General features: G+C 62.3%; 14 protein-coding genes. 5 read left to right on the forward strand and 9 right to left on the reverse strand.

Features of this window, described 5'->3' with window-relative positions:
* Positions 1 to 38 precede the first annotated feature (38 nt).
* Positions 39 to 569, forward strand: a complete 531-nt coding sequence (locus tag IB265_RS08355; RefSeq protein ID WP_057254285.1) for a gamma carbonic anhydrase family protein — start codon at positions 39 to 41, stop codon at positions 567 to 569.
* Between the two features lie 50 nt (positions 570 to 619).
* Here the strand turns inward: IB265_RS08355 and IB265_RS08360 are convergent, their stop codons facing one another.
* From IB265_RS08360 to IB265_RS08370, 3 genes are read right to left on the reverse strand one after another with little or no spacing between them, the layout of a single operon-like run.
* Positions 620 to 1,015 (reverse strand): Fur family transcriptional regulator, encoded by a 396-nt coding sequence (locus IB265_RS08360; protein WP_057254283.1) that lies wholly within the window; start codon positions 1,013 to 1,015, stop codon positions 620 to 622.
* Positions 1,015 to 1,845 carry a zinc ABC transporter permease subunit ZnuB gene (gene znuB / locus IB265_RS08365; protein ID WP_112995598.1) on the reverse strand — a complete coding sequence of 277 codons (831 nt, stop codon included), beginning with the start codon at positions 1,843 to 1,845 and terminating at the stop codon, positions 1,015 to 1,017. The genes IB265_RS08360 and znuB overlap by 1 nt, the downstream gene beginning before the upstream one ends.
* Positions 1,838 to 2,743, reverse strand: coding sequence for a metal ABC transporter ATP-binding protein (locus tag IB265_RS08370; RefSeq protein WP_057254279.1), 906 nt, complete (start codon positions 2,741 to 2,743; stop codon positions 1,838 to 1,840). The genes znuB and IB265_RS08370 overlap by 8 nt, the downstream gene beginning before the upstream one ends.
* Before the next feature lie 184 nt (positions 2,744 to 2,927).
* On the opposite strand from IB265_RS08370, the gene znuA reads away from it, so the two are divergent.
* Both znuA and zigA read left to right on the forward strand, forming a co-directional pair.
* On the forward strand, positions 2,928 to 3,950 hold the full coding sequence (znuA, locus tag IB265_RS08375; RefSeq protein ID WP_057254278.1) for a zinc ABC transporter substrate-binding protein ZnuA: 1,023 nt from the start codon (positions 2,928 to 2,930) through the stop codon (positions 3,948 to 3,950).
* 365 nt (positions 3,951 to 4,315) lie between these two features.
* Entirely contained in the window at positions 4,316 to 5,518 is a 1,203-nt protein-coding gene (gene zigA / locus IB265_RS08380; RefSeq protein ID WP_113736684.1) for a zinc metallochaperone GTPase ZigA, read from the forward strand.
* A gap of 505 nt (positions 5,519 to 6,023) precedes the next feature.
* Here zigA and IB265_RS08385 read toward each other — a convergent pair.
* Together IB265_RS08385 and IB265_RS08390 are read right to left on the reverse strand one after the other, a co-directional pair.
* The gene (locus IB265_RS08385) at positions 6,024 to 6,425 is read right to left on the reverse strand and encodes an RcnB family protein (protein WP_058324214.1); all 402 of its coding nucleotides are present in this window, start codon (positions 6,423 to 6,425) and stop codon (positions 6,024 to 6,026) included.
* 125 nt (positions 6,426 to 6,550) lie between these two features.
* A complete protein-coding gene (locus tag IB265_RS08390; RefSeq protein WP_057254272.1) occupies positions 6,551 to 8,179 on the reverse strand; it encodes a glycoside hydrolase family 43 protein in 1,629 nt (542 codons plus the stop codon).
* 347 nt (positions 8,180 to 8,526) lie between these two features.
* Between IB265_RS08390 and IB265_RS08395 the strand changes: the two genes are divergently transcribed.
* Positions 8,527 to 9,102, forward strand: coding sequence for a TRAP transporter small permease subunit (locus IB265_RS08395; protein WP_058324212.1), 576 nt, complete (start codon positions 8,527 to 8,529; stop codon positions 9,100 to 9,102).
* Positions 9,099 to 10,952: a TRAP transporter large permease subunit gene (locus IB265_RS08400; protein ID WP_057254268.1), complete on the forward strand. Its 1,854-nt coding sequence runs from the start codon at positions 9,099 to 9,101 to the stop codon at positions 10,950 to 10,952. Before IB265_RS08395 ends, IB265_RS08400 begins: the two co-directional genes overlap by 4 nt.
* 305 nt (positions 10,953 to 11,257) lie before the next feature.
* Here the strand turns inward: IB265_RS08400 and IB265_RS08405 are convergent, their stop codons facing one another.
* The 4 genes from IB265_RS08405 to IB265_RS08420 form a co-directional block, all read right to left on the reverse strand.
* Positions 11,258 to 11,671 (reverse strand): cupin domain-containing protein, encoded by a 414-nt coding sequence (locus tag IB265_RS08405; protein ID WP_057254267.1) that lies wholly within the window; start codon positions 11,669 to 11,671, stop codon positions 11,258 to 11,260.
* Positions 11,672 to 11,856: 185 nt separating this feature from the next.
* Positions 11,857 to 12,963 (reverse strand): TRAP transporter substrate-binding protein, encoded by a 1,107-nt coding sequence (locus IB265_RS08410; protein WP_057254265.1) that lies wholly within the window; start codon positions 12,961 to 12,963, stop codon positions 11,857 to 11,859.
* 275 nt (positions 12,964 to 13,238) lie between these two features.
* Positions 13,239 to 14,267: an L-glyceraldehyde 3-phosphate reductase gene (gene mgrA, locus IB265_RS08415; protein WP_113736686.1), complete on the reverse strand. Its 1,029-nt coding sequence runs from the start codon at positions 14,265 to 14,267 to the stop codon at positions 13,239 to 13,241.
* A 388-nt stretch (positions 14,268 to 14,655) separates the two neighbouring features.
* Positions 14,656 to 15,834 carry a Gfo/Idh/MocA family protein gene (locus IB265_RS08420; RefSeq protein WP_113736687.1) on the reverse strand — a complete coding sequence of 393 codons (1,179 nt, stop codon included), beginning with the start codon at positions 15,832 to 15,834 and terminating at the stop codon, positions 14,656 to 14,658.
* Positions 15,835 to 15,843 lie beyond the last annotated feature (9 nt).

The following is a 15,843-nucleotide window of genomic DNA, read 5'->3' on the forward strand; positions in this document are numbered from 1 at the left end:
CATTGCATCATTTCAGACGACATGAAGGATACCTGCCGATGCCGCTTTATGCCCTTGGATCGCTTCGCCCGCAGACCCCGCCGAACGGCGGCTACTGGGTGGCCCCGGATGCCAACGTCATCGGACAGGTCGAGATTGGCGACGAGGTTGGCATCTGGTTCGGCGTGACGCTGCGCGGCGACAATGAGCCGATCCGGCTCGGCGCCCGCACCAATATCCAGGAAAACGTCGTCATCCATGTCGACCCGGGCTTCCCGGTCACGATCGGCGAAGGCTGCACCATCGGCCATGGCGCCATCATCCACGGCTGCACCATCGGCGAGAACTCGCTGATCGGCATGGGAGCAACCGTGCTGAATGGCGTCAAAATCGGCCGCAACTGCCTGGTCGGTGCCAATGCGCTGGTGACCGAGGGCAAGGAGTTTCCGGACAATTCGCTGATCGTCGGCGCGCCGGCCAAGGCGATCCGCACGCTGGACGACGCTGCTGTTGAAGGGCTGAAGCGCTCGGCAGCGCACTACGTCAAGAACTGGCGGCGCTACGCCTCCGATCTCACCCGGCTGGATTGAACCCCAGGCCAATCCGAAAAGGCGGTCCGCCCTGATTGGCGGGACCGAACTTACACGCAGCTCTGGCAATGGCCGCGGATCTCGATCGTGGTCTTCTCGGTCTTGAAGTTCTGCGCCCGCGTCAGCGTCGAAAGCCGCTGCTCGATCGCCTCGTCATGAAACTCCGTCACCTGGCCGCAGCCCTCGCAGATGGTGAAGGCGGTGACGCCGTGGTCGTGCTCGTGATCATGCGGGCAGCTACAGGCGACGAAGGCGTTCAGGCTCTCCAGCCGGTGCACGAGGCCGTATTCGAGCAGCTTGTCGAGCGCGCGATAAACCTGCAGCGGCGCACGAAAACCATGATCGCGCAGCTTGTCGAGGATCGTGTAGGCGCTCATCGGCCCTTCGGAATGGCTGAGCGCATCCATCACCAATGTCTGGTTCTTGGTCAGTTGCGGCGTCGCCATCAGTGGTGTCCTCCGGGCGTGGAATGATGCGCTGCCTCAACCGGGCGGCGGCCGATCGGTAGCAGACTCAGAACGAAAAGCCCAACCGCAGCAACGACGATAGACGGTCCCGATGGCGTATCCCAGTGCAGCGAGCCGAAAAGTCCGCCGGTTACCGCGAGCGCACCGATGACGGATGCGAGAACCGCCATCACCTCCGGCGAGGTCGAGAAGCGCCTTGCGGTCGCGGCCGGGATGATCAGCAGCGAGGTGATCAGCAGGATGCCGACGATCTTCATGGCGATCGCGATGACAAGCGCCATCAACAGCATGAAGAAGAGCCGCGTGCGCTCAGGCTTCAGCCCCTCGGCTTCGGCGAGTTCCGGATTGACGGTGGACGCCAAGAGCGGCCGCCAGAGATAGACGATGGCGAAGATGACGAGAATGCCGCCGCCCCAGATGATGTCGATGTCGGATTCGGAGACAGCCAGAATGTCGCCGAAGAGGAAGCCGACGAGATCGATGCGCACCCAGGTCATGAAGGCGACGATGACGAGGCCGAAGGAGAGCGCCGAATGGGAGAGAATGCCGAGCAGCGCATCGGTTGAAAGCGCCCCTCGCCGCTGCAGGAAGAGGAGCAGTACCGAGACGACGGCCGCGACGATAAAGACACTGAGCATCAGGTTGAGCTCGAGAAGCAGCGACAGCGCCACGCCGAGCAGCGCCGAATGCGCCATGGTGTCGCCGAAATAGGCCATGCGCCGCCAGATGACGAAGCAGCCGAGTGGCCCGGCCATGACGGCAATGCCGATACCGGCGATCAGCGCGCGCACGAAGAAATCGTCAAGCATCGCGCTTCTCCTTCATGTCGTAACCATGCAGCCGCGTATGGTGGCCGCACCCGCAATCCTCGCCGTGGTCGTGCACGTTTTCCTCGTCGTCGTGGTGGTGGCCGTCGCCAGGGAAGCAATGTTCCGTAATCGATCCGTCGGCATGGAGCACCCGACCATCGGGCAGATGGGTATGGTCGTGATGGTGGCTGTAGACCGCAAGCGTATTGGCCGCCCGCCTACCGAAGAGCTTCTGGTATTCCGGGCTCTGGCTGACGGCCTGCGGCGTACCGCGGCAGCAGACGTGGCCGTTCAGGCAGACGACCGTGTCGGTCTCGGCCATGACGATGTGCAGGTCGTGCGAAATCAGAAGGATGCCGCAGCCTGTGCGGTTGCGGATCTGTTTGATCAGTTCGTAAAGCGCAATCTCGCCGCTGAAATCGACGCCCTGCACCGGCTCGTCCAGCACCAGCAGGTCGGGCTTGCGGGCGATGGCACGGGCAAGCAGCGCCCGCTGGAACTCGCCGCCCGACAGATGCTGGACTTCAGCTTTCGCCAGATGCAGCACGCCGGTCGCCGAAAGCGCTTCCTCGATCTCCCTGCCCTTCAAGGGGCCGGTCAGCGTCATCAGCCGCTCGACCGTCAAGGGCAGTGTCCAGTCGACGGCGAGCTTCTGCGGCACGTAGCCGACTTTCAGGCCCGGCTTGCGCTCGACATAGCCCTCATCCGGCTTCAACACGCCGATCGCCGCCTTTGCCGTCGTCGATTTGCCCGAGCCGTTCGGCCCGATCAGCGTGACGATCTCGCCCGGGCTGATCGAGAATTCGACGCCGCGCACCAGCCAGCGGCCGTTGCGGCGCACACCGGCATTGCTGATATTGACCAACGGCAGCGTGTCTGGGGAGCGGAAATTCAGCATGAAAAAATTCCGGATTGGATGGTTGCCACTGGCTATCGCACACGTTATAGCATAACGCAATTGATGTAATAACATTACATGATTGCTTCAAGCCCTTCAATGGCCTGTTGCATCGATGCTTTGCATGCCCGACAGCGTGCCCGGTCGATAGGGCCAGGCGCGCCATTCAAGCCCGGAGAACCCGATGAAATCGACTTCCGCCCTGCTTTTTGCCTCCACCATGCTTCTCGCCGCACCGGCCATCGCGGCCGGTCCCAATGTGGTGGTTTCGATCAAGCCGATCCACTCCCTCGTCGCCTCGATCATGCAGGGCGTCGGCGAACCGTCGCTGATTGTCGAGGGCGCCGCTTCGCCGCACACCTACAACATGAAACCTTCCAACGCCTCTGCCCTGCAGGCGGCAAAGGTGGTCTTCTGGGTCGGCCCCGGCCTTGAAGCCTTCCTCGACAAGCCGCTCGACGCGCTGAGTGGCAGCGCCAAGGTGGTGGAACTCAGCGAAGCGCCAGGCCTCGAGAAGCTGAAATTCCGCGAGGGTGGCGCGTTTGAGGCGCATGACCATGGCGATGAAGGACACGGCGACGAAGGCCACAAGCATGCGGAAGGCGAAACGGAGCATGATGACGCCGCAGCGCCGGAAGCGGCCGCCGGGCACGATCACGGCCATGATCATGAGCACGGCCACGGCGATACCGACATGCACATGTGGCTCGACCCTGTGAATGCCAAGGCGATGGCTGCCGAGATCGAGAAGACGCTCGCCGAAGCCGATCCGGACAATGCCGGCGCCTACAAGGCCAATCTTGAGGCGTTGAACAAGCGGCTGGACGACCTTGATGCAAAGCTTGCCGAAACGGTCGCGCCGGTGAAAGACAAGCCCTTCGTCGTCTTCCACGATGCCTATCAGTATTTCGAGCACCGCTACAAGGTCCGCGTCGCCGGCTCGATCACGGTCAGCCCGGAAGTGCTGCCGGGCGCCGAGCGACTTTCCCAGATCCATGCCAAGATCAAGGAGCTAGGTGCGACCTGTGTTTTTGCCGAGCCGCAGTTCGAGCCGAAGCTGATCAATGTGGTGATCGAAGGAACGCCGGCGAAATCCGGCACGCTCGACCCGGAAGCCGGCACGCTCGACGCCGGCCCGGATCTCTACTTCCAGCTGATGGAAAACATCGGCACATCGCTGAAAACCTGCCTCGCCTCGGCAAGCTGATCCGTCCTCCCAAGACGGCAAAGGCGGGCGTTCGCTTCTCTCGAATGTGGGGAGCGCCCGCCTCGCTCCGCTGGCAAAGCGTGAGATGGCATGCTTGCGAGCGGTTATCCCACACTCCGTCATCCTCGCCCTTGTGGCGGGATGCAGTGACCCGACGTCCGTCGGGTAAAAAAACTCTTTCGACCCAAGGACTTGGGCCAGCTGGATTCCTGTGACAGGCACAGGAATGACGGAGGTGTTGACCCTGCCTTCATCGGCGGGCCCTCCCGATCGGAGGCGGCTTTGTCAGCAGGCTGAAGCGGGCGATCGTGCTCGCCTTTTTTACCCGCAACAACCGTAACGATATAACATACAGGAAACAATCGATGGAAAAGCTTCCCGTTACCGTTCTCTCCGGCTTCCTCGGCGCCGGCAAGACGACGCTGCTCAACCACGTGCTTTCCAACCGCGACGGCCTGCGCGTCGCCGTCATCGTCAACGACATGAGCGAAGTCAACATCGACGCGGCGCTGGTGCGCGACGGCGGCGCCGGCCTCTCGCGCACGGAAGAGCAGCTGGTGGAAATGACCAATGGCTGCATCTGTTGCACGCTGCGCGAGGATCTGCTGAAGGAGGTCCGCAACCTCGCCGAACAGAACCGCTTCGACTATCTGCTGATCGAATCGAGCGGCATTTCCGAGCCCCTGCCCGTCGCCACCACCTTCGACTTTCGCGACGAGGACGGCGAGAGCCTGGCCGATGTCGCGCGCCTCGACACGATGGTCACCGTCGTCGATGCCGTGAACCTGATCGCGGACTATTCCTCGCTCGATTTCCTTGCCGATCGCGGTGAGACGGCGGGTGAAGGCGATACACGCACGCTCGTCGACTTGCTTGTCGAGCAGATCGAATTCGCCGATGTCGTCGTTTTGAACAAGATCGGCACCGCCACGCCCGAGCAGCTGGACGCCGCCCGCAAGATCATCGTCGGCCTTAATCCGGATGCTCAGCTGATCCAAACCGACTTCGGCAAGGTGGCGCTTCGCGACGTGCTCGGAACCGGCCGCTTTGACATCATCAAGGCTGAGCAGCACCCGCTCTGGTACAAGGAGCTCAACGGTTTCAAGGATCATGTTCCCGAGACCGAAGAATACGGCATCCACTCCTTCGTCTATCGCGCCCGCCGGCCTCTCGATCCCATGCGCTTCCAGGCTTTTCTCAATCGCTCCTGGCCGGGCGTGCTCAGGGCCAAGGGTTTCTTCTGGCTCGCGACCCGGCCGCACTATGTCGGCGAGATCAGCCAGGCGGGTCCGCTCGTCAGAACCGGCAAGATGGGCCTCTGGTGGTCCGCGGTGCCGAAGGAGCAATGGCCGCGCGACCCTGGCTTCCTGAAGGCTGTCGGTCCCTATATCGATCCGGTCTGGGGCGACCGACGCCAGGAGATCGTCTTCATCGGCGCCGATCCGATGGATGAGGCAGCACTTCGCGCCGAACTCGACGCCTGCCTCATCGCCGACAAAGCCTTCCAACCGGAGCGCTGGCGCGATCTCGCCGATCCCTTCGCCAACTGGTCGCCGCGGGCCGCCTGATGGCAGAGGCCGCGCCAATTCCGCGTCGGCCGCGCTTCATGTGCATGGCGCTCAACACCGCCGGGCGGCCGGTGCCGATGTTCGATCCGTTTCTTGGAGAGATGCCTGGGGATGAGGAGACACCTGAGGTACCGGGCGAGGTCGAGTGGTTGCTGTTTGGCGAGCGGGAAACTCGCCGACCCTCGGAACGGTAGCGGTGTGCGCCAAGTGAAGGGGCAAACAAGACTCGAAGAGGCGCTTGTGAAGTGCAACAGCCGCAAAAACCTCCCTCATTCCTGTGCTTGTCACAGGAATCCAGCCGCGCCGCGTCGGCGGCGCGAGAAAACTCCAGGCGTCCAGCATTCCTTTCGCCGTGCCGACGCACGGCGGCTGGATCTCTGTGACAAGCACAGAGATGAGGGAGGTCTTGGTCGGCGCCGGGCGTCCGGGGGCATCCTCAGAATGATAGAAATGCCATTGCTGGCCAGCGGCGGCGCAACCGCCGCCCCTGGCCAGAAGATTGTCCTCACCGTGCCGTCGCCAGGCCGACGATGACGCCGGTTGCAAGGCTGATCAGAAGGAAGTCGTTGTCGACCCGCACCCACTGCTGGCCGCGCGGCGGCGGACGCAGCTTGTAATAGCGATAGTCGCGCACCTGGGCCATGTGGCGGCGGTCGGCCGGCGACAGGCGATGGCCGCGCGCCCAGCGTTCCTTCTTCTTGACGATCACCCGTTTCTCGATCGTGACGTGCTTGTCGACGTGGCGGTCGACGTGACGATCCATCTGGCGATCGCCATTCCGGTCGATTGGGCGGCGGGAGCGGTCATAGTTCTGCGCCACCTCGAAGGATCCTGCCGGCTGGGCAAGTGCCGCGACCGGCGCGATCAGAACGGAGCTGGCGACGAGCGCGATCAGGAGACGTTTCATTCGGGTGTCCTTTCGTTGTCTTCACCCGAAAATTAGCCCCCTCTTCCTGAACCGAATATGAAAGCGCTACATTACAAATACGTAATGATATCTGACGCTTATGCTGCATTCCTAATATCCATTACTCAACCTTCCGCAAGGCTGACGTAGCGGAAATGGTCGAAATCGGCGGCCTTGCCCACCCCCGACGTGTCGAAGGCGAACATCCCGGCAAAAGCACCGGTGAAGGATCCATGCTCGCCGCGACCGCCCTCGTCCGAAACGACGCCCGCATCGAGAACCGGGCCGATCGCGCGCCAATCCCCTGTTCGTGTCTCCCGCCAGAAGAACTGCAGATCGTTGTCGCGGATCTCCATGGCAAGGTCGATCGGTCCGTCGGGGATGGCGATGCCGCTGCCAACAGGGAACTCCAGCCGCCCATGCGGGAAATCGCCGGGGCATGAGAGGATGGTCAGCGCCCGCCCGAGCGTTTCATGCCAGGTGATGCCGAGCGCATGGAACTTGTGACGATTATAGTAGTGCGTCAGGCCCGCGACCTGCTGATAGGTTTCGGCCTTGAAATCGGCCGTCGTCTCGGCGCGGAAGGCGTGATGTTCCTGTCGGCGGGCGACCAGCGCCTGCTCGAACCAACTGCCGATGCTCTCGCGCCCGAAGAGCCGGAGATGCCCGGGCCGCCATTCGAGCGAAAAGATCCGCTCCGGCGCAGGCGTGCGCAGCCACTGGAACTCGATCGGCAGCGCGCTGTCGTTGAAATCCGTCTCTACGACGGTCGCTGCCGGTATCCGCTCGACCTGAACTGGAGCGGGCACGAGCACCTCCGGCACCGGGCCACCGCTTTCGAGATAGAGCCAGCCGTCATCGCGCCAGACGCATTTCTGCAGCGCCGTCTCGCGGCCGAGCGTGCAGCGACGCTGCGGCGGCAGCGGCCGGCCGCAGAGATGCGTGTGATAGGCCTGACCATCAGGTGTTTCGACATATTGCCCGTGTCCCGCGCGCTGCAGCGGCGCCTCCGGGTGATCCTTTGATGTCATCAGGTAGGTATCCGGATGCATCTCGTAGGGACCATCGATCGTGCGCGACCGCGCCATGGTCACGGCATGATCATATCCGGTGCCGCCTTCCGCCGTCGTCAGGTAGTACCAGCCATTGCGTTTGAAGAGATGCGGCCCCTCGACCAGGCCGAGCGCCGAGCCCGCAAAGATGTTCTTCACCGGACCGACAAGCTTGCGTGTGCGCTCGTCCCACTCCTGCAGCAAAATGCCGTCGAAAGCCGGATGCTTGGGCGAACCGCCGAAACTCTCGGTGCGGTGATTCCACTGCATGTTGAGGAACCACTTGCGGCCGTCATCGTCGTGGAAGAGCGACGGATCGAATCCGGAGGAATTGACGTAGACCGGATCCGACCAGGTCGCCTCGATCGCTTCCGCCGTGACGATGTAGTTGTGCGCGTCCTTGAAGTTGCCGTCGAAGCGCTTGACGTCTGTGTAAACCAGCCAGAACAGCCCGTCGTTGTAGGACAGGCACGGCGCCCAGACGCCGCAGCTATCAGGGTTGCCGCGCATGTCGAGCTGGCTTGCCCGCTCCAGCGGCCGACGCACGAGCCGCCAGTTCACCAGGTCACGCGAGTGATGGATCTGCACGCCCGGATACCATTCGAAGGTGGAGGTCGCGATGTAGTAATCGTCGCCGACGCGGCAGATCGAAGGGTCCGGGTTGAACCCCTTCAGGATCGGGTTGCGGATCATGGCAGTCATGGGTTTCGGCGTCCTCCGTTGGTGCGCACATCCGATCTCAAAAATCATACGATTTCAAGACTGCAACGTTGCAGTAAGACGTTCAAGCACCTCTCTATGGCCGTCTTTCCACACCGATTCGCACCGCTGACGCGCCGGCGGGAACCGTCCGCTCACGCTCAGACCGACGAAGCGGTACGGGTTTGCACAAACAATGGGCAGAGCGCCGGGACAGCTTATTCTACTTTAGTCGGAGGCGGCCGAACTACACGGGAAAATCGTACCTCGGACTTGAACGCGCGCTTGAAATCGGCACTCTGGCTGTGCTTGGCACAAGAACCATAAGAGCCATCGCGGGGAGGAAATCGATGAGAGCTTTGCTCGGCTTCAGCCGATTAATAGACACGATCACGGAATTCATCGGAAAGAGCGTTTCATGGCTGATCCTGGCGGCAGTGCTCGTCAGCGCCGGCAATGCCGTGATCCGAAAAATCTTCAACATGTCGTCGAACGCCTGGCTCGAGGCGCAATGGTACCTGTTCGGCGCCGCCTTCATGTTTGCCGCCGCCTACACGCTCAGCCAGAACGAACACATCCGTATCGACGTGGTCTACGGCCAGTTCTCGCGTCGCGTGCAGCACTGGATCGATCTGCTCGGACACCTGCTGTTCCTGATGCCCTTCGTTCTCCTGGTGCTCTACTACCTCTTCCCCTACGTGAAGATGTCCTACGTCTCAGGCGAGGTCTCCTCCTCGGCCGGCGGCCTGATCATCTGGCCGGCCAAGGCCATCCTGCTGGTCGGCTTCCTGCTGCTCGCCTTCCAGGGTGTGTCGGAAATCATCAAGAAGATCGCGATCATGACCGGAAACATGGAAGACCCGACACCCTATGTGCCGACCCATGCGCCGCTTGACGATGTCGTGTCTCCGGAGACCCGTCCATGATCGAATTCATTGCTGAAAACCTGGCGCCGATCATGTTCGCGTCGCTGATCGTGTTCCTGCTCTTGGGATACCCGGTCGCCTTCTCGCTCGCCGCCAACGGCCTGCTGTTCTTCATCATCGGCGTCGAGCTCGCGCCGCTGTCGGACTCGATCAATCTTTCCTGGCCGCTGCTCAATGCACTGCCGGACCGGTTCTGGGGGGTGATGTCAAACGACACATTGCTCGCCATCCCATTCTTTACCTTCATGGGGATCGTGCTCGAGAAATCGGGCATGGCCGAAGACCTGCTCGATACCGTCGGCCAGCTCTTCGGCCCGATCCGCGGCGGTCTTGCCTATGCGGTCATCTTCGTCGGCGCGCTGCTCGCAGCCACCACCGGTGTCGTTGCCGCCTCGGTCATCGCCATGGGCCTGATCTCGCTGCCGATCATGCTGCGCTACGGCTATGACCGGAAGGTCGCCTCGGGCGTCATCGCGGCTTCGGGCACGCTTGCCCAGATCATCCCGCCGTCGCTCGTGCTCATCGTTCTTGCCGACCAGCTCGGCCGCTCGGTCGGCGACATGTACGCCGGCGCCCTGATCCCGGGCCTCGTGCTGACCGGCCTTTACATGGTCTACATCCTGCTGATGACCTTCATCCGGCGCGATTCGATGCCGGCCCTGCCGCTGGAAGCCCGCACGCTCGGTTCCGGCGTCACGTCGCTCGCCGTTGCGCTGGCGGTGGCGGCAGGCATCGCGTATGCCGCCCACGTTTATCTCTACCCGACCCAGGGCGAGAATGCCGACATCCTCGGCGGCACCGTCGGCGTCATCGTCATCTACGTCGTCGCGCTTATCGACCGCGGCCTGAAGATCAATGCGATGTCGAGGCTTGCCCAGCAGGTCATCATCGTGCTGATTCCGCCCTTGGCGCTGATCTTCCTCGTCCTCGGCACCATCTTCCTCGGCATCGCGACGCCGACCGAAGGCGGTGCGATGGGCGCCGTCGGTGCGCTGATCATGGCAGCCGCCAAGGGCCGTCTCAACATGGACGTGGTGCGCGGGGCGCTCACGGCAACGACCCGGCTTTCGGCCTTCGTGCTGTTCATCCTGATCGGTGCGCGCGTCTTCTCGCTCACCTTCTATGGCGTCAACGGCCACATCTGGGTCGAACACCTGCTGACGGCGATGCCGGGCGGCGAAACCGGCTTCCTCATTACCGTCAACCTGCTCGTCTTCTTCCTGGCCTTCTTCCTGGATTTCTTCGAGCTCGCCTTCATCATCGTGCCGCTCCTGGCGCCCGCCGCCGACAAGCTCGGCATCGACCTCATCTGGTTCGGCGTTCTGCTCGGCATCAACATGCAGACGAGCTTCATGCACCCACCCTTCGGCTTCGCGCTCTTCTATCTGCGTTCGGTCGCGGCAAAGGTGCCCTATCTCGACAAAATCACCGGCAAGACGATCCAGCCCGTCACGACCGGGCAGATCTACTGGGGTGCGGTGCCTTTCGTCGGCATCCAGATCCTGATGGTGGCGCTGACGATCATGTTCCCGCAGATGGTCATGCACTACAAGGGAACGGGCACGGGCGTCGATCCGAACACAATCAAGATCGAGGTGCCGGGCTTTGCGCCGGGTGGTGGCCTGACGCTTCCGGACAATGGCGGTGGCCTCGGCCTTCCGGGCGGCCTGCAGCTTCCAGGCGGCAGCCCGCTCGACCAGAAGCCTGCGGATCAGGGCGGCGGCTCCGGCGCCCAGCCGCAGACCGCGCCCTCGAACGACCTCAGCCAGCCGCCTTCGTTCGGCGGCACGGGTGCCCAGCCGCAGACGGCACCGTCAAACGACCTCAGCCAGCCGCCTTCGTTCAAGTAAGACGGCTGGCACACAAAACATAAGGGCGGCCCCGCAAGGGCCGCCCTTTTCGTTTGCCGACAACAATACTCGATGCCTGTAGGAGGTCGAGCGCAAACCACACTCTCCCCCATTCCTGTGCCTGTCACAGGAATCTAGCCAGCCCAAGTCCTTGGGCTGAAAAGAGTCTTTCGATCCGACGGACGTCGGATCGCTGGATCCCCGCCACAAGGGCGAGGATGAGGGAGAACGGGGCACGCATATCGCCGCAGGCCATCGTCGAGGTCTGTCAGCAATCTCAGGGCAGCCACACCAAACGCACTTGCTCAATCGATCCTCTTGGCCGGATTGTCGCGATACCAGTCGACGATCATGGGCATCATCTCCTCGAACGGTCCGCCGACATAGACGTTGAGCAGACCCATGCGCGATGCGCTCTCATTGCGGAAATCATGCATCGTTCCGCGCGGGATGACGCAGAGCGAGCCCTTGGCCATCTGGTGCCAGGTGTCGCCGACCAGGATGCTGGCGGTGCCCTCGATGACGTAGAAAATCTCGTCATTGTCGTCGTGCTTGTGAGCGCCGGGTCCTTCATGCCGAGCATCGAGCCACCATTCCGAGATCGAAAAGCGGCCTAGGGTTTCCGGGCGATCGGCTTTGAAGACAGCCTGTATGGCACCCATGTCGTACCGGCGGCCCTGATGGGGACCGAGCACGACCGATTGGCCTTCGCTTGGCATTGCACCTTCTCCCTTTCATCAAGGCCGCAACCATACCACGAAACCGCTGCCGTGCCGCGCCTCCTGCGCATGCGTAGGGATCAGAAATGCAGGGTCGTCGGGACGCCGGCGGCCTCCGGCCGAAACGAAAAGCCGCCCGCAACAGACGTTGCGAGCGGCCTTTAATCATCAGCAACAGCGAAAGCTTAGAGCTTGCCGCCGCGCTGCTGGATCATCATGAAGGTGTCGTAGTTGTATTCGGCGATCTGGGCGTTGAGGTAGTACTCGCCGCGGAAGGCCTTGATCGAGTCCCAGATCTTCTTGAAGGTCGGGTTCGAGTCTTCCATTTCGGCATAGACTTCGTTCGCCTTGTCGAAGCAGGCCGACAGGATTTCGGCGCTGAACGGGCTGAGCTTGGCACCAGAAGCCACCAGGCGCTTGATCGCCGACGGGTTCAGGTAGTCGTACTTCTGCAGCATGTTCGCGTCGGTCGCCTGGCAAGCGGTGCGCAGCAGCGACTGGTAGTTCTTCGGCAAGCCGTCGAAGGCCGCCTTGTTGAACATGGCGTGGACCGTCGGGCCACCTTCCCACCAGCCGGGATAGTAGTAGTAGGGCGCGACCTTGTAGAAGCCGAGCTTCTCGTCGTCATAGGGGCCGACCCATTCGGCGGCGTCGATGGTGCCCTTTTCGAGCGCCGGATAGATGTCGCCGCCGGCGATCTGCTGCGGCACGACGCCGAGCTTCTCGACGACCTTGCCGGCGAAGCCCCCGATGCGCATCTTCAGGCCCTGCATGTCGGCGACCGTCTTGATCTCCTTGCGGAACCAGCCGCCCATCTGCACGCCGGTATTACCGTTGGGGAAACCGACGAGGCCCTGGGTTCCCAGGAACTCGTTGAAGAGATCGATGCCGCCGCCGTGGTAGTGCCAGGCGTTCATGCCGCGCGCATTGAGCGCGAAGGGAACGGCGGCACCAAGCGCCCAAGTCGGGTCCTTGCCCCAGTAATAGTAGGAAACCGTGTGGCAAGCCTCGACCGTACCGGCAGCCGCCGCGTCAGCAGCCTGCAGGCCGGGGACGATTTCGCCGGCGGCGAAGACCTGAATCTGGAAGTTGCCGTCGGTCGCTTCCGACACATGCTTCGCCAGCACTTCACCGCCGCCATAGATCGTGTCGAGCGACTTCGGGAACGACGATGCCAGGCGCCAGTTGATCTTGGGGTTTGCCTGCGCAATGGCCGGCGTTGCAAGCGCGGCAGCACCCGCTGCGGCCAAGCCACCGAGGCTTGCGTTTTTGATAAATGAACGGCGATCCATGGTTCCTCCCCTAGTTCTCGCCAAAAGGGCGGCCGCGATCAGCGCTACCACCCATCAATCCACCCTGCCCCTTCCCGGGCGACGGTGGCTCCTCCTCGTTAACCTGCCGAAACGACGCAAATCGGCGTCGCAATCGACCGGCATTCCAGCACCTTACAGAAACACCGGACCATGTCCAGAAGGCGCTTTCCGGCACCTATTCGACTTTTGTCTAATGCGCCGGAAAGCAGGCAATTTTGCCCAAAATGCAGGCAAATCAATGTTTTCAGCCGAAATTAGCGTTCGGCCGACGATGCCCAGAGGTTGATGTCGGCCTCACGCGCATAGAGATCGATCTCGGCCAGCTCCTCCGCCGTAAACGTGTCGTTTTCGAGCGCCTTGACGCAATCGACGATCTGCTCGGAGCGGCTGGCGCCGATCAGCGCCGAGGTGATCCGGCCGTTGCGCAGCACCCATGCAAGCGCCATCTGCGCCAGAGTCTGGCCGCGCTTTTCGGCGATGCCGTTCAGCTTGCGGATGTTGTCGATGATCTCCGGGCGGATGAAGTCCTTCTTGAGGAAGTGGTTCTGCGCCGCCCGGCTGTCGCTCGGAATGCCCTGCAGATACTTGGTCGTCAGCATGCCCTGGGCAAGCGGCGAAAAGACGATCGAGCCGATGCCGAGATCTTCGAGCGTGTGGATCAGGCCATCGTCCTCGATCCAGCGGTTGAGCATCGAATAGCTCGGCTGATGGATGAGGCACGGTGTGCCGAGATCCTTGAGAATTGCAGCCGCTTCGCGGGTGCGCTGCGAATTGTAGGAGGAAATGCCGACATAAAGCGCCCTGCCCGAACGCACGATATGGTCGAGCGCGCCACAGGTTTCTTCAAGCGGCGTGTCCGGATCGAAACGGTGCGAATAGAAGATGTCGACATAGTCGAGCCCCATGCGCTTCAGGCTCTGGTCGCAGGATGCGATCATATACTTGCGGCTGCCCCATTCGCCGTAAGGACCTGCCCACATGTCATAGCCGGCCTTGGACGAGATGATCAGCTCGTCGCGCAGACCTGCGAAATCCGTGCGCATGATTTCGCCGAAGGCAGTCTCGGCCGAGCCCGGAGGCGGGCCGTAATTGTTGGCGAGGTCGAAATGGGTGATGCCGAGGTCAAACGCGGTGCGGCACATGTCGACCTTGCGGTCATGCGGCGTGTCGCCGCCGAAATTGTGCCAGAGCCCCAGCGAGATCGCCGGCAACTTCAGGCCGGAGCGGCCGACGCGGTTATATTTCATGGTGTCGTAGCGGTTTTCCGCCGGTAGCCAGGTCATCGCAAAAATCCTCCGCGATCCGTATCCGGATGGCGGCTGGAAACCACCATCGCTCCAAACGAGAAGGGTTTCCGTGATCACGGAAACCCAAGCTTGCTGTCAAAGATATCTCTAATCACCGAACGCTCACGAGGGAAGCTTGGCGCCAACCAAAACCTCCGTCATTCCTGTGCTTGTCACAGGAATCCCTAGCAGTTCCGATGGAACTGCGGACCAGCCCAAGTCGTTGGGCTGAAAAGTCTTTTGACCCGACAGACGTCGGGTCGCTGGATCCCCGCCACAAGGGCGAGGATGAGGGAGGTTGGGGTGCAGCTCTCCCCCCGGAAGCCTCTCTTCCGAGTTTGCAGAGGGACCCCTGGTCCGCGGCGCGCGTGCCGGACGGCTGCCGCTATGAAGCCGCAGCGACCCGATTTCCCGATATTTCTTCCTCCGTCTCGCGCAGCAGCGCCCGCGCCTCCTCGATGCCGAGGGCGGCCGGCTGCGTGCAGGTGGTGGAGAGCTCGATGAAGCGGCCCTCCTCGCCGGATTTCAGGATCGAGACCATGACATCGACGCCATGCAGCGAGCGGTCGAGCGAGCAGCGGGCATCGCGGCCCTCAAGGATCGCCTGCGCCATGTCGGCAAGGCCAGCGGTGCGGTAGTTCGCCATCGGCCCCTGCGGGTGCTCCTGGTTTTCGACGCCGAAGGGATGATCCCAGGGTTCCAGTGGCTCAATGTTCCTGTCGCGACCGCTTATCTCCACCTTGCCGCCGAAGAAGTTCGGATCGGGCACGTAGAGCGAGCCTTCGGTGCCATAGAGCTCCATATTGGCATGGCGATGCGACCAGACATCCCAGCTCGCCGACAGGGTGATCGTCGCGCCATTTTGGAACTCGAGCAGCGCGTGGATGTTGGTCGGGGTCTTGACCGGGATCTCCTCGCCCTTGCGTGGCTCGCTGGTGATGGTGCGGGTCGGGTTGGCCATGGAGGACAGTGCTGCGACGCGCTTCACCGGCCCGATCAGGTTGATCAGGTTGGCGATGTAATAGGGGCCGAGATCGAGGATCGGGCCGCCGCCGGGCAGGAAGAAGAAGTCCGGGTTCGGATGCCACATCTCCATGCCCGGGCTCATCACGTGGCAGGTGCCAGACGTCACCCGGCCGATCTTGCCGGCATCGATGGTGCTGCGGGCCAGCTGGTGCGCGCCGCCGAGGAAGGTGTCCGGTGCGCAACCGACGGAAAGGCCTTTGTCCCTAGCGATCGCCCTGAGGTCTTCGCCCTGTTCGAGCGAAAGCACCAATGGCTTTTCAGAGTAGACGTGCTTGCCGGCCTCGAGGATCGCCTTCGACACCGGGTAGTGCGCGTCCGGGATCGTCAGGTTGACGACGATGTCGACGTCAGGATTGGCGAGCAGCGCTTCGATGCTCTGCGCCTCGACGCCGTATTCGGCTGCCCGCGCCTCGGCTGCCGCCGGGTTGATGTCGGCGCAGGCGACGACCTTGATGCCCTTAAAGAGGGGAGCGAGCTTGAAGTAGGTGGTGGAGATGTTGCCGCATCCGATGATGCCGACGCCAAGTTCCTTGGTCATGGATGAACC

The organism is Ensifer sp. ENS10 (assembly GCF_014852025.1).
Taxonomy (GTDB): domain Bacteria; phylum Pseudomonadota; class Alphaproteobacteria; order Rhizobiales; family Rhizobiaceae; genus Ensifer.

Bases quoted from the DNA above. Each gene is read 5' to 3' on its own strand.
- IB265_RS08355 (WP_057254285.1), top strand. From the start codon at position 39: ATGCCGCTTTATGCCCTTGGATCGCTTCGCCCGCAGACCCCGCCGAAC.
- IB265_RS08360 (WP_057254283.1), bottom strand. From the start codon at position 1,015: ATGGCGACGCCGCAACTGACCAAGAACCAGACATTGGTGATGGATGCG.
- znuB (WP_112995598.1), bottom strand. From the start codon at position 1,845: ATGCTTGACGATTTCTTCGTGCGCGCGCTGATCGCCGGTATCGGCATT.
- IB265_RS08370 (WP_057254279.1), bottom strand. From the start codon at position 2,743: ATGCTGAATTTCCGCTCCCCAGACACGCTGCCGTTGGTCAATATCAGC.
- znuA (WP_057254278.1), top strand. From the start codon at position 2,928: ATGAAATCGACTTCCGCCCTGCTTTTTGCCTCCACCATGCTTCTCGCC.
- zigA (WP_113736684.1), top strand. From the start codon at position 4,316: ATGGAAAAGCTTCCCGTTACCGTTCTCTCCGGCTTCCTCGGCGCCGGC.
- IB265_RS08385 (WP_058324214.1), bottom strand. From the start codon at position 6,425: ATGAAACGTCTCCTGATCGCGCTCGTCGCCAGCTCCGTTCTGATCGCG.
- IB265_RS08390 (WP_057254272.1), bottom strand. From the start codon at position 8,179: ATGACTGCCATGATCCGCAACCCGATCCTGAAGGGGTTCAACCCGGAC.
- IB265_RS08395 (WP_058324212.1), top strand. From the start codon at position 8,527: ATGAGAGCTTTGCTCGGCTTCAGCCGATTAATAGACACGATCACGGAA.
- IB265_RS08400 (WP_057254268.1), top strand. From the start codon at position 9,099: ATGATCGAATTCATTGCTGAAAACCTGGCGCCGATCATGTTCGCGTCG.
- IB265_RS08405 (WP_057254267.1), bottom strand. From the start codon at position 11,671: ATGCCAAGCGAAGGCCAATCGGTCGTGCTCGGTCCCCATCAGGGCCGC.
- IB265_RS08410 (WP_057254265.1), bottom strand. From the start codon at position 12,963: ATGGATCGCCGTTCATTTATCAAAAACGCAAGCCTCGGTGGCTTGGCC.
- mgrA (WP_113736686.1), bottom strand. From the start codon at position 14,267: ATGACCTGGCTACCGGCGGAAAACCGCTACGACACCATGAAATATAAC.
- IB265_RS08420 (WP_113736687.1), bottom strand. From the start codon at position 15,834: ATGACCAAGGAACTTGGCGTCGGCATCATCGGATGCGGCAACATCTCC.